Source organism: Streptomyces sp. NPDC101225 (genome assembly GCF_044767585.1).
Classification (GTDB): domain Bacteria; phylum Actinomycetota; class Actinomycetes; order Streptomycetales; family Streptomycetaceae; genus Streptomyces.
This window is the reverse complement of record NZ_JBIWOE010000015.1, coordinates 131,383-144,357: the sequence shown is the minus strand read 5'-3', so window position 1 is coordinate 144,357 and position 12,975 is coordinate 131,383. Positions and strand designations below refer to the sequence as shown.

At 72.5% G+C, this 12,975-nt stretch carries 11 protein-coding genes; 9 read left to right on the top strand and 2 right to left on the bottom strand.

The window, feature by feature from the left end; translation table 11 throughout:
* Window positions 1–79 precede the first annotated feature (79 nt).
* The 4 genes from ACIRPX_RS22185 to ACIRPX_RS22170 are packed head-to-tail and all read left to right on the top strand — an operon-like array spanning window position 80 to window position 3,870.
* Window positions 80–2,467 carry a nitrate- and nitrite sensing domain-containing protein gene (locus tag ACIRPX_RS22185; protein WP_404197157.1) on the top strand — a complete coding sequence of 796 codons (2,388 nt, stop codon included), beginning with the start codon at window positions 80–82 and terminating at the stop codon, window positions 2,465–2,467.
* A gap of 15 nt (window positions 2,468–2,482) precedes the next feature.
* On the top strand, window positions 2,483–2,914 hold the full coding sequence (locus ACIRPX_RS22180; RefSeq protein WP_404197154.1) for a roadblock/LC7 domain-containing protein: 432 nt from the start codon (window positions 2,483–2,485) through the stop codon (window positions 2,912–2,914).
* 1 nt (window position 2,915) lies between these two features.
* Window positions 2,916–3,272: a DUF742 domain-containing protein gene (locus tag ACIRPX_RS22175; RefSeq protein WP_404197151.1), complete on the top strand. Its 357-nt coding sequence runs from the start codon at window positions 2,916–2,918 to the stop codon at window positions 3,270–3,272.
* Window positions 3,259–3,870, top strand: coding sequence for a GTP-binding protein (locus ACIRPX_RS22170; protein ID WP_404197148.1), 612 nt, complete (start codon window positions 3,259–3,261; stop codon window positions 3,868–3,870). The genes ACIRPX_RS22175 and ACIRPX_RS22170 overlap by 14 nt, the downstream gene beginning before the upstream one ends.
* On the opposite strand, the gene ACIRPX_RS22165 is transcribed toward ACIRPX_RS22170, so the two are convergent.
* Both ACIRPX_RS22165 and ACIRPX_RS22160 read right to left on the bottom strand, forming a co-directional pair.
* Window positions 3,851–5,359 carry a M81 family metallopeptidase gene (locus ACIRPX_RS22165; RefSeq protein WP_404197145.1) on the bottom strand — a complete coding sequence of 503 codons (1,509 nt, stop codon included), beginning with the start codon at window positions 5,357–5,359 and terminating at the stop codon, window positions 3,851–3,853. The two genes, ACIRPX_RS22170 and ACIRPX_RS22165, sit on opposite strands and share 20 nt — an antisense overlap.
* 16 nt (window positions 5,360–5,375) lie before the next feature.
* Complete coding sequence (locus tag ACIRPX_RS22160) at window positions 5,376–6,572, bottom strand: ROK family protein (RefSeq protein ID WP_404197142.1); 1,197 nt, start codon at window positions 6,570–6,572, stop codon at window positions 5,376–5,378.
* A 177-nt stretch (window positions 6,573–6,749) separates the two neighbouring features.
* Between ACIRPX_RS22160 and ACIRPX_RS22155 the strand changes: the two genes are divergently transcribed.
* The 5 genes from ACIRPX_RS22155 to ACIRPX_RS22135 are packed head-to-tail and all read left to right on the top strand — an operon-like array spanning window position 6,750 to window position 12,938.
* Window positions 6,750–8,504, top strand: a complete 1,755-nt coding sequence (locus tag ACIRPX_RS22155) for a peptide ABC transporter substrate-binding protein (protein WP_404197139.1) — start codon at window positions 6,750–6,752, stop codon at window positions 8,502–8,504.
* 3 nt (window positions 8,505–8,507) lie between these two features.
* Window positions 8,508–9,467, top strand: a complete 960-nt coding sequence (locus ACIRPX_RS22150) for an ABC transporter permease (RefSeq protein WP_404197136.1) — start codon at window positions 8,508–8,510, stop codon at window positions 9,465–9,467.
* Window positions 9,464–10,348 (top strand): ABC transporter permease, encoded by an 885-nt coding sequence (locus tag ACIRPX_RS22145; protein ID WP_404197134.1) that lies wholly within the window; start codon window positions 9,464–9,466, stop codon window positions 10,346–10,348. The genes ACIRPX_RS22150 and ACIRPX_RS22145 overlap by 4 nt, the downstream gene beginning before the upstream one ends.
* A complete protein-coding gene (locus tag ACIRPX_RS22140; RefSeq protein WP_404197131.1) occupies window positions 10,345–11,994 on the top strand; it encodes a dipeptide ABC transporter ATP-binding protein in 1,650 nt (549 codons plus the stop codon). Before ACIRPX_RS22145 ends, ACIRPX_RS22140 begins: the two co-directional genes overlap by 4 nt.
* Window positions 11,991–12,938 carry an ROK family protein gene (locus tag ACIRPX_RS22135; RefSeq protein WP_404197128.1) on the top strand — a complete coding sequence of 316 codons (948 nt, stop codon included), beginning with the start codon at window positions 11,991–11,993 and terminating at the stop codon, window positions 12,936–12,938. Before ACIRPX_RS22140 ends, ACIRPX_RS22135 begins: the two co-directional genes overlap by 4 nt.
* Window positions 12,939–12,975: the final 37 nt, after the last annotated feature.

The window sequence follows — 12,975 nt, the reverse complement described above, 5'->3', positions numbered from 1 at the left end:
ATCCTGTGCACCCCTTCTCTCCCCGATCACGGCCACCCCCGTGTTGTCCCCTCCGCTCCGCCGAACGCCTAGGACGACGATGTCTCCACGGACAGGTGCAGGTGCCGGGCGCCGTCTCGGCTCCATACGTCTCTCCCTGATCCTGCTGGCCCTGGTGCCCACCGTCACCCTGGCCGCCATGTGGGGTCTGACGACCACCCAGATGTTCAGCGAGGGGCTGCGGCTGCGGGGTCAGACGGAGCTGAGCCGGTCGACCGGCGCCATGGGCACCGACGCCACGCTGGCCCTCCAGCGGGAGCGCAGCCTGTCGGCGGCCTGGCTGGCCGACCCGCACGGTTCCCGGGCCGCGCTGGACGAGCAGCGCCGGGCGACGGACAAGGCGGTCGCCAAGCTGGTCGGCCAGACCGACGCGATCAACAAGGCGCCCGCGCGCATCTCGGACCGGCTCTACTCCGTCCTCGGCTCGGTCAGCAGCCTGGAGTACTACCGCGGCCAGCTCGACGACCCCAGCGACATCACCTCCGCGCAGGCGCTGGACCAGTACGGCTCGATCATCGACGACCAGATCCACGCCTTCCAGGAGCTCTCCCAGGTCGACGACGGCGACCTCACCTCGCAGGCCGGCCCGCTGGTCGCCCTGGAGCACGCGGCCGAGCTGGTCTCCCAGGAGGACGCGCGGCTCACCGTGGCCTGGCCGTCGGGGCAGCTGAGCCGCACGGAGTGGTCGGAGTTCGCGGAGCTGGTGGACACCCGCCGCTGGCTGGTCCGGGACCAGATCGTCCCCTCGCTGCGCGGCAGCGCGAAGACCCGGACCGAACGCATCCTGCAGAGCCGCGAGTGGAAGACGATGCAGGACATCGAGGACCGGGTGCTCGCCTCCCGGCCGGCCGGCGGTGCCGGGAAGGTCGCGCTGCCGGCCGCGCAGAAGGAGTGGGCGGCCGCGTTCCAGAAGGTCGCCGACCAGTACGCGCGGCTGATCGGCGGCCAGACCTCCGGGCTGCTCGACCGCAGCGCCGACAAGGCCGACAGCCTGCTGCTGACCGCGGCCTCGCTCAGCGCGGGCGGACTGATCGCCCTGCTGCTGTGCGTGGGCATGTCCTGGCGGATCACCCGCTCGCTGTCCCGGCGGCTGCGCGGCCTGCGGGAGGCGACGCTGAGCCTGGCCGAGGAGCGGCTGCCGGACGTGGTGGCCCGCCTCGACCGGGGCGAGAAGGTCGACGCCGACCTCGCGACCCCGCCGCTGGACTACGGCCGCGACGAACTCGGCCAGGTGGCACGGGCGTTCAACAAGGCGCAACGCACCGCGGTGCACACCGCCGTCGAACTCGCCGACATCCGGCGCGGCTTCCAGAAGGTCATCCTCGGCATCGCCCGGCAGAGCCAGAACCTGGTCAACCTCCAGCTCACCAAGCTCGACGCGCTGGAGCGCAGCCACTCCGACCCGGACGTCCTCAAGGGCCTGTACGAACTGGACTCCACGGCGAGCCAGTTGCGCCGCTACGAGGAGAACCTGGTCATCATCAGCGGCGAGCAGCCCCGGCGCAGCTGGCTGGAGCCGGTCGCCCTGATCGACATCCTGCGCGGTGCCGTCGGCGAGGTGGCCGAGTACCAGCGGGTGGAGGTGCACACCGACGAGGACGTGTACCTCGCGCCGCCCGCGGTGGCCGACGTGATCCATCTGCTGGCCGAGCTCATCGACAACGCGACCGTCTACTCGCCCGCGCCGGCCCCGGTCGGCGTGCGGGCCGCGATGGTCGCCAAGGGCCTGGCCGTGGAGGTGGAGGACCGGGGCCTTGGCATGCCGGAGGAGGACTACGACTCCTTCAACGCCCAGCTCGCGGTGGAGCCGCAGTTCGACGTGGTGGCGCTGGCCGACGACCTCCGCCTCGGCATGTTCGTGATCGCCCGGCTCGCCACCCGGCACGGCATCACGGTCACGCTGCGACCGTCGCCGTACGGCGGTACGACGGCGATCGTGCTGCTGCCGCACGAGATCGTCGTACGGGAGGCACCGGACGCTCCCGCCGACGCCCCGGCGGCGGCCGCCCGCAAGAAGCAGGAGAAGCGGGACGGGGAGGAGAGGGAGGGGAAGGAGGGGAAGGAGGAGGAGCCCGCCGGCACGGCCGCCGAAGAGGAGGCACGCCCCGCGGCGGCACCCACCGGTCCCGTCCCCGCCGGCCGGCGCGACGGCGTCGCCCCGCTCCCCCGCCGCGTCCCCCAGACCAGCCTGGCGGCCGAGCTGCGCGAGGACACCCCGGCCGGCGAACGGAACGGCCACACGGACGAGTTCACCGCGGAGCAGGCCGCCGCCTCGCTCACCGGATTCCAGCGCGGCACGCTCCGGGCCCGTGACGACGACACCGAGACGCAGTACGACCAGGAGGACGCGCCCGGAGCTCGGGACCCGGACGCGCCGCTCCCCGCCGCAGGCACGCCCGTCCCCTCGACTCCGCCCGCCGACCGCTGACGAAGGACCACCGCCATGACACGCCCCATCCCAGCCACCCATACCCAGCTCGACCAGCTGCTGACCGGACTCGTGGAGCGGGTCGCCGAGGTGAACCACGCCGTCGTCCTGTCCGAGGACGGTCTGGTCGTCAGCAAGTCCACCGGGTTCCTGCGCGACGACGCCGAGCGGCTGGCGGCCACCGCGTCCGGGCTGATGAGTCTGAGCAAGGGCGTCAGCATGGACTTCCGTGGCGGCCCGGTGCGCCAGGCGCTCATCGAGATGGCGCACAGCTATCTGATACTCACCTCGGCCGGCCCGGGCGCCCACCTCGTCGTCCTCACCAGCCAGGGCGCGGACGTCGGCGTGGTGGCGTACCAGATGAACATGCTGGTGAAGAAGATCGGCGAGCACCTCAGCGCGGCACCACGGTCGGGCCCGGGGCCGGCCGCCGAATCCGGCGCGTGAGGTGGGCGATGGCGACACGGCGGGCCGGCTGGTCCGGCCGTTCGCGCTGACGGGTGGGCGCACCAGACCCAGCCGCGCCGACTTCACGCTCATCACCACGGTGACCGCGGTGGACCCGCCGCCGACCTGGGCCACCCGGCCGCAGCCGGAGCACCAGCGCATCCTGCGCCGCTGCGCCGAGCCGGTCGCCGTCGCGGAGCTCGCCGCGCTGCTCGACCTGCCGGTGAGCGTGATCGTGATCATGCTCTGCGACCTGCTGGAGGCGGGCCGCATCACGGTCCGCCCCCCGCACCCCGTCACCCGCAATCCGGACCTGGACCTGCTGCAGAAAGTGAGGGACGGCCTTGGCCGGCTCTGACACCGTCGCCCCGGCGGCGCCCGACACGGTGAAGATCCTGATCGCCGGGGGCTTCGGCGTCGGCAAGACCACCATGGTCGGCTCGGTCAGCGAGATCGCCCCGCTGCGCACGGAGGAACGGCTGACCGACGCGGGCGCGGACGTCGACGACCTCGCCGGCATCGAGGAGAAGAACGCCACCACCGTGGCCCTGGACTTCGGCCGCATCACCATCGGCCAGGACCTCGTGCTCTACCTCTTCGGCACCCCCGGTCAGCAGCGGTTCTGGTTCATGTGGAACGACCTCGCCCTCGGCGCCCTCGGCGCCGTCGTCCTCGTCGACGTCCGCCGTCCCGAGACCAGCTTCGCCGCCATCGACTTCTTCGAACGCCGCAAGATCCCCTTCGTCGTCGGCGTGAACGGCTTCTACGGCGACCACCCCTACCCGCCCGGGGAGATACGCGACGCGCTCGCCCTTCCGGAACATGTGCAGGTGCTGCTGTGCGACGCCCGGGAGCGGGACTCCTCCCGGGACGTGCTGATCGCGCTGATCGACCAGTTGATCGCGTCGGCGGCCGGGGCGAACGGCTCGGGACGGCTCACCGGTCCGGGCCGCTGAGGGGCTCGGTCGGCGGCGGCACGATCCGGGCGGTGAGATCGGGGTCGGCCATGTCCGCGTCGAAGGGGAACAGGGGCCGGCGGAGGCGGTGGTGGCCGAGCCGGGTGAGGTCCTGGTCGACGCCGCCGGGGGTCAGGGCCATCTTCCAGCCGGCGGCCATGGCGAAGAGCTCGGGTTCGAGATAGCCGATCTTGACGATCACGAGGTCGGCGGTGCGGGGGTGGAGGTCCAGGTCGGTGAAGTCGTGTTCGTGGTGGTACGGCTTGCGCAGGCGGGTCAGGATCACGTACACGCCGCCGACCCGCAGCACCACCTCGGTCCCGGCGTCCCGGTCGCCGTGGCGGACCGCGTGCACCACTCCGGTCAGGGTGAGCGGTCCGGCGTGCCGGTCGTCGGTCTCGGCGCCCGCCGTGACGGTGACCGTCGCACCGACGCCGGCCTTCTCGGCCGCGGCGACCGCGGACGGTCCCGGCAGCGAGGCGTAGAGCACCGTCGGGCCCGAAGGGTCCTTGAACTCCGGCCGGGCCAGGAGGTGCTGGAGTCCCCAGGTGACGTCGCCCGCGCCGCCGGCGGTCGGGTTGTCGCCGGTGTCGCTGATGAAATACGGCCGGGCGGCCGACGCCAGCGCCTCGTCCAGGCAGTCGTCGAGCGTGCCGGTCGGGGCGACGAAGGCGAAGTCGTGGCGGGCCTGCCAGAAGCCGCGGGCCAGCCGCTCGGCGCCCGCCGCCACCGCGGTCCGGTCCGGGCCGGTGACCACGACGGCGGCCCGGTTGCGCGGTTCGTCGGCCCAGGCGTAGCCGACCCAGATCGCCGCGTCCGTCACGCCCTCGGCCGCCGCCACGTCCGCGACCGCGCCGTACACGCTCTTCGCGGGCTCGATCCGGGTCGAGGTCTGCTCACCCGCCAGCAGCACCGGGACCGGTACCCAGGCCTTGACCGGACGGGGCGCGCCGCTCGTCACCAGGTTCACGAGGTTGCGGGCCGCGCGCTCCTTGGTCTCCATGGCGTCCTCGTGCGGGGCCATGCGGTAGCAGGTGATCAGGTCGCTGTGGTGGACCAGTGCGCGGGAGACGTTGCCGTGCAGGTCCATCGAGGTCGACACGGGCACGTGCGGGCCGATCACCGCGCGGATGCGGGTCAGCAGGTCCACCTCGGCGTCGTCCAGGCCCTCGACGGTCATCGCGCCGTGGATGTCGTACCAGAGTCCGTCGACGGGGCCCGACCGGCGGATCCGCTCGATGAGTTCGGCGGAGAGTTCGGCGTACGCCGCGGCCGTGACCGTGCCGCCAGGCAGTGCCTTGCCGACCAGGGCGCCGCGCCAGTCGGCGGCGGCGCGCAGGGCGGTGCCGGGCGCCAGGAACGGGTAGCGGGTCAGGACCTCGTCCCCGCGCCGCGGATGGAAGGCGGGGGCCTCGGTGCGGGCCGGGGAGAACGTCGAGGACTCGATGCCCAGACCGGCGACGGCGATCACGGGGCGCTCTTGCGGCATGGCTTCTCCGGGAGGGTCAGGGGTGAGGGGTGCCGGTCACGGTGTGCAGCGCGTGCGCCAGTGCCCGCTGGAGCGCGAACTGCCCGGCGCCGACCAGGCCCGCGTCGGCGCCGAGGCTGGCCCGTTCGATCACCAGATGCTCGGTCACCAGCGGATGGCAGCCCTCGTACAACTGGCTGCGTACGGCGGCGACGAACGGCTCCAGGGTGGAGAGGATGCCGCCGAGGTACACGGCGTCGGGGTTGAAGAAGTTGACGTTCGCGGCGAGTACCTGGCCGAGGTAGCGGCCGGCCTGCCGGACGGCGCGGGTGGCCTCGGGGTCGGCGTCGGAGGCGAGGCGCACGACGTCCTCGGTGGACGTCACCGCCAGGCCGCGCTCGCGCAGGATGCGGACCAGGGCGGCGCCCGAGGCCACCGTCTCCAGGCAGCCCGTGTTCCCGCAGGAGCAGGGGATGTCGTGGGCGGCCTCGACCCGCACGTGGGTGATCTCGCCGGCGGCTCCGGTGCCGCCCCGGTAGAGGCGGCCGTCGGCGATGACGCCCGCGCCGATCGCCGTGCCGGTCTTCACCATGATCGACTGGCGGCGCCCGGAGGGCTGGACGGTGTGCTCGCCGACGGCCATGCAGTTGGCGTCGTTCTCGATGGCCGCGGGTACGCCGAAGTGGTCCTCCAGCCAGGCGCGGACGGGGAAGCGGTTCCAGCCCGGCATCCGGGAGGGGAGCGTGACCACGCCGGAGGTGACGTCGACCGGGCCGGGCAGCGAGAGGCCGACGCCGCGCAGCAGCGACCGGCCGTGCTGGGCGGCGAGGTCCGCCAGCGTCCCGGCCAGCCCGGGCAGGGCGGCGTCGGGGCCGTCCGCCGTCGGGAACGGGACGGTGGAGACGTCGGTGAGCCCGCCGCCCGGCAGCACCACGCCGACGTGCGCGTGCCGCCCGCCGAGTTCCGCCGCGACCGCGAACCCCTCGCTGCCGCCCAGCCGCAGCACCTTGCGCGGCCGGCCGCCGGCGGAGGACACCGTGCCCTCCTCGGCGACCAGGCCGAGCTCCAGCAGCTGGCTCACCGTGAAGGAGATGGTCGAGGGCGCGGCCCCGAGCAGCCCGGCGATCTGGGTGCGGGTGGTGGCCTGTCCGGAGGCGAGGAGTTCGAGGACGCGCTCGGCCAGCGAGGAGACACCGGCGCTGGGCTTCCGCCTCGGCGGACTTTTTTCAGTCATGGACGAAACAACTTCCGTCTTCGGCGGTCGGAGCGACGAGCGTAGGCCAACTCACACCCCTCCGCGCTTTTTTCAGAACAGCAGAAACAGACTTTTTACAGCGGCGCGTCTGTTTCTTCGGACATCGGGGTCGTTGACTGTCCTCACTCCGCTCGACCCCCTTCCCCGAGGAGAGCCATGTCCCCTGCCCGCACGAGACTCCTGGCCGGTGTCACCCTCTCCGCGGGCGCGCTGCTGCTCGCGGGCTGCTCCGGGTCGACCGGTTCGTCCCCCGCGTCCAAGGACTCCATCAACTACGCGCTGCCCGCCAACTTCACGCCGAACTGGATCCTGCCGATCGGCACGGCGGCACATCTGAACACCAACAACAACTCGATCACGGCCGCGCTGTGGGAACCGCTGATCGCCTACGACGGCTCGACCGGCAAGATCGGCTGGAACAAGGCCGGTTCGATCGCGACGGCCGCCGACTTCGCCGCCGACAACAAGAGCGTGAAGATCACCCTGGGCGACCGCCACTGGAGCGACGGCAAGCCGATCACCTCGCAGGACGTGCGGTTCTGGTTCGACCTCATCAAGGCGAACAAGAAGCAGTGGGCGGGCTACACGCCCGGCCAGGCACCCGACAACTGGACCTCCTTCAAGGCCGGCGACGACCACCACTTCACGATCACCTTCGACAAGGCGTACAACCCGCAGTGGATGCTGGCCAACGAGCTGCAGAGCATCACACCGCTGCCCGAGCACGCCTGGGACAAGGGCGGCGGCGCGACCAAGACCTGGACCTACCTCAACAACGCGGCGAAGAACATCGGGAGTTACGCCTCCGACCCGCTGTGGAAGACCATCAGCGGCCCGTACTCGGTGAAGTCCTTCTCGACGGCCGGCAAGGTCGTCCTCGCCGCCAACAAGAAGTACGACGGCGGTGAGAAGCCGGGGATCCCCACGGTGAACCTGCTGCCCTTCACCACGGCGGAGGCCGAGAAGAACGCGCTGCGCTCCGGGAGCGTCGACTACGGCTACATCGAGGCGACCGACCTCGACCAGGAGGAGAGCTTCACCTCACGCGGCTACACGGTGAAGCCGTGGTCGGGCTGGGCGATCACCTACATGCCGTACAACTTCAACAACCCCTCCATGGGAGCGGTGTTCAAGCAGCTCTACGCCCGCCAGGCGATCCAGCGCTCGATCGACCAGACCAGCATCGCGAAGGTCGTCTTCAACGGCACGGCGGTCCCCGGCTACGGCCCCATCCCGACGGCGCAGACCTCCGCCTTCGTCTCGCGGACGCAGAAGGACAACCCGTACCCGTTCTCGACGAGTGCGGCCAAGTCCCTGCTCACCGCACATGGTTGGACCGAGCAGGGCGGGGTGATGACGTGCACGGGCCCGGGCGGTGGAGCGGGCCAGTGCGGTGACGGGGTCGCCAAGGGGACGAAGTTCCAGCTGCAGGTGCTGTCGCAGTCCGGCTCGGCCGTCACGGACAACATGATGAGCGCGATCCAGTCCTCGCTGGCCAAGACCGGCATCAAGTTCTCCATCAGGACCGCGCCGGTCAACTCGGTCCTCGCGCAGACCCCGCAGTGCACGGCGGGCCAGTCGGTCTGCACGTGGCAGCTGTCCTTCTTCGGCACGGCCGGCAGCTGGTACTTCCCCGCCTTCCCCACCGGCGACTCCCTCTTCCAGTCCCAGGGCGGCTCGAACTTCGGCAACTACTCCGACGCCGGGGTCGACCAGCTCATCAGCACGTCCACGACGTCGAGTTCGAACCAGGCGATCAAGGACTACAGCACGGCCCTCGCCAAGGACCTGCCGGTGATCTGGCTGCCGGAGCCCGACTACCAGATCTCCGTGCTGAAGAACGGGCTGGGCGGCTTCGCGCAGGACTCGCTCGCCAACTTCCACCCCGCGCAGTGGAAGTGGACGAGCTGAGGCATGGAGACGCTGCTCTATCTGGCCCGGCGGCTGCTCCAGGCCCTCGTGGTGATCCTCATCGTCACGATCGTGGTCTTCTGCCTGCTGCACGCGCTGCCCGGGGGTCCCGCCCGCGGGATCCTCGGACCGCAGGCGACGGCACAGCAGATCGCCTCGTTCAACCACGAGCAGGGCCTGGACCGGCCGCTGCCGGTCCAGTACGCCTACTACCTGCGCACGCTGCTCCACGGTGACCTGGGCACGTCCTACACCCTCAACGAGGGGGTCTCCCAGCTCATCGGGCAGCGGCTGCCGAAGACGCTGGTGCTGACGGTGCTCTCGGCGCTCGCCGGCCTGCTCCTCGCGATCCCGCTCGGCATGTGGCAGGCCGTGCGGCGCAACAGGCCCGCCGACTACGTGATCACCACGCTGAGCTTCGTGGCGTACTCGACGCCGGTGTACTTCCTGGGGCTGATCCTGGTGCTGGTGTTCACCCAGACCCTGCACTGGTTCCCCTCCCAGGCGCCCCAGGGGGACACCCTGGGGCAGGTGTTCGCGGACCCGGTGGCACTCGTCCTGCCGGTCGTCACGGGCGCCGCGTCCATGGTCGCCGTCTTCAGCCGCTACATGCGGGCGGCGACCCTGGAGAACCTCTCCGAGGACTACGTCCGCACCGCGCGGGCCGGCGGCTCGCGGCAGGGGGCGATCCTCTTCCGGCACGTGTTCCGCAACTCGCTGACTCCCGTGGTCGCGATGCTCGGCTACTACGTGCCCGTCCTGTTCGGCGGCGCGCTCGTCGTCGAGCAGCTCTTCAACTATCCGGGCATGGGGCTGCTGTTCTGGAGCGCCGCGCAGTCCTCCGACTACCCGGTCCTGCTGGGCTGCGTCCTCGTCATCTCCGTCGCGACGGTCACGGGAACGCTGCTGGCCGACGTCGTCCAGCGGGTGGTCGATCCGCGAGTGAAGGAGCGCCGCGCATGAGTGCCGTGCTGCAGACCACGGGCCCGGCCGTGGAACCCGTCGCCAACCACCGTCTGTCGCTGCGCCGGTTCGGGCGGAACAGGCTCGCCGTCGCCGGGCTCGTGGTGGTCGTGCTCTTCCTGCTCTTCTGCTTCGCCGGGCCGCTGCTGTACTCGACCGACCAGGTCCACACGGATCTGCACCAGGTCAACCTCGCTCCGGGCGGGTCCCACTGGCTGGGGACGGACGCCGTGGGGCACGACGAGCTCGGGCGGCTCATGTTCGGCGGGCGCGTCTCGCTGGTGGTCGGACTCGCGGCCGGGCTGCTCGCCACGGTCATCGGCACGCTCTGGGGCGCGGCCGCGGGCTACGCGGGCGGCTGGGCGGACGCGGTGATGATGCGGATCGTGGACGCCGGCATCGCCATTCCCGCGCTGTTCATCCTGCTGGTCGTCTCCGCGATCACGACGCCGGACACCCTCGGGCTGATCGTCGTGCTCGGCCTGGTGTCCTGGCTGGTGCCGTCCCGCCTGGTGCGGGCGGAGACGCTCACGCTCAAGAGCCGCGACTACGTGCTGACGCTGCGCGCGACCGGCGGCACGCACGGCCGGGCCGTCACCCGGCACATCCTGCCGAACTCGGTGTCGACGATCGTCGTCGCGGCGACGTTCCAGGTCGCGGACGCGATCCTGCTCGTCGCGTACGTCTCGTATCTGGGCCTGGGCGTGCAGCCGCCGAAGACCGACTGGGGCGGCATGCTGTCGGCCGGCCTGACGGCGGCGTACTCGGGCCGCTGGTGGCTGATCGTCCCACCGGGTCTGGCGATCATCCTCGTCGTGTGCGCGTTCAACGCGATCGGCGACGGGCTGCGGGACGCGTTCGACGTGAGGGGGCGGGGATGAACGCCGCGAAGGCGGAGCGTGTGCTCGAGGTGGAGGGGCTCGGGGTCACGTTCGGCACCGACACCGGCGATGTGCCCGCGGTGCGCAGTGTCTCGCTGCACGTACGGCCCGGCGAGACCCTCGCCCTGGTCGGCGAGTCCGGCTCCGGCAAGTCCACGGTCGCCCTGGCCGCGCTCGGCCTGCTGCCCGGCAACGCGCGGGTGTCGGGCCGGGCGAGGATCGGCGGCACGGAGGTCGTCGGCGCCGGCGAGGCGGAACTGGCCCGGCTGCGCGGCCGTACGGCCTCGATGGTGTTCCAGGAACCGGCGACCGCCCTCGACCCGCTCACCCGGGTGGGCGCGCAGATCGCCGAGGTCATCCGCAACCACCGGCCGCTCTCGCGCGCCGCGGCCGCCGGGGAGGCGGTCGAACTGCTGCGCCGGGTCGGCATTCCCGAGCCGGAGCGGCGGGCCCTGGCGTTCCCGTTCCAGCTGTCGGGCGGGCAGCGGCAGCGGGTCGTCATCGCGATGGCCCTCGCCAACGCGCCGGACCTGCTGATCGCGGACGAGCCCACGACGGCCCTGGACGTCACGGTGCAGGCCGAAATCCTGGATCTGCTGCGGGAGTCGGCGGTCGGCTCGGGTACGGGCGTGCTGCTCGTGACGCACAACATGGGCGTGGTCGCCGACTTCGCCGACCGGGTCGCCGTGATGCTGCGCGGCGAGATCGTGGAGACCGGACCGGTGGAGCAGGTGCTGCTGCGGCCGCGGCACGACTACACACGGCAGCTGCTGGCGGCGGTCCCGCGGCTGGCGCTCAGCGGGGAGGACGCTCCCGCGCGGGAGGGCGCGGCGGTGGTCGAACTCCGGGACGTCCGCGTGCGGTTCGGGCGCGGGCCACGCGCCGTGCGGGCGCTCGACGGCGTGACGCTCGACGTCCGGCCCGGCGAGACCGTCGGCCTCGTGGGCGAGTCCGGCTCCGGCAAGTCGACCGCGGCCCGGGTCGCCCTCGGCCTGATCGCGCCGGACTCCGGATCGGTGTCGCTCTTCGGTACCGACCTGGGCCGTGCGCGGGGCCGCGGACGGCGGGCCCTGCTGTCCGGGGTGGGCGTCGTGTTCCAGGACCCGGTGGCCTCCCTGGACCCGCGGATGAGTGTGGCCGAGTGCGTCGCCGAGCCGCTGCGGATGCACCGCCGGGGCATGTCGGCGGCGGACCGGCGGGCCCGGGTCGGACAGGTGCTCGAACTGGTGCGGCTGCCGAAGGAATCGGCCGCCAGGGGACCGCGCGAGCTGTCCGGGGGCCAGCGCCAGCGCGTCAGCCTGGCCCGGTCCCTGGTCCTCGAACCCCGCCTCCTGGTCGCGGACGAGCCGACGAGCGCGCTCGACGTGAGCGTGCAGCGGACGGTGCTCGAGGTGATCGCCGAGCTCCAGCGCGAACTCGGCTTCGCCTGCCTGTTCGTCTCCCACGACCTGGCGGTCGTCCAGGAGTTCGCCCAGCGGGTCGTCGTCATGCGGGCCGGGCGGGTCGAGGAGCAGGGGCCCACCATGTCCACGCTGCTGCGGCCGGAGACCGACTACACACGCCGGCTCATCGCGGCCGTACCCGTACCCGATCCGGTGGTGCAAAGACGGCGGCGGGCGCGGCAGCGGACGGAGGCCACCGCGTGACGCGAGCTCCCGAGGTGATCGCGGGCGTCGACATCGGCGGCACGACCACCCAGGTGATCCTGTGCGCGCCGGACTTCGGCGTCCTCGACCGCCTGGAGGTGGCGACCCCGGCGGCCGAGGGCGGCTCGGCCATGGTCGGTGCCGCCCTGGACTGCGTACGACGGCTGCTCGCCCGCAGGCCCGCGCGGCTGCTCGCCGTCGGGATCGGGGCGGCCGGCGTGGTGGACGCGCGGGCCGGCCGGATCCTGGTGGCGAGCGACTCCTTCCGCGACTGGGCCGGGTTCGAGGTGACCGCGGTGGCCGAGCGGGCGCTGGGCGTACCGGTGTTCCTCGACAACGACGTCAACGCGTTCCTGCGCGGCGAGGCGGCGGCCGGCGCCGTGGCGGGCGTACCGCACGTGCTCGGCATGACGCTGGGCACCGGGGTCGGCGGAGCGCTGTGGCTGAACGGCGCTCTGCACGACGGCCCGCACGGCGCCGCGGGCGAGATCGGGCACGTGCCCGGCTTCGGCGGGCTGCCGTGCACCTGCGGCGGCCGCGGCCATCTGGAGACCCTCGCGTCCGGCCGGTCGATCGCCGCCCGGTACGGCGAGCGCACCGGCCGGTCGGCCGGCGCCCGCGAGGTGGCCGAGGCGGCGGCCGCGGGCGACGCGGACGCGCGCGCCGTGTACGAGGCCGCGGGAGCGGGCGTGGCGCGGGCGATCCTGATCACGGCGGGCCTGCTGGATGTGACCACCTTCGTGATCGGCGGCGGCGTCAGCCGCTCCTGGCCGCTCGTGGAGCCGTCCATCCGGCGGGCGCTGGCCGCCGAGCCCCCGGTCAGCGGCCGCCCGCTCAGGGTGCTGCCGGCGGGTCTCGGCGGCGACGCGGTGGCGATCGGGGCGGTCGCGCGGGCCCGGGCGGAGCTGGGGGCGGGCGAGATCCGGCCAACCACGGCCGTGTGATTGACGCCCACGGGCCACATCCCTACCTTCTGATCGG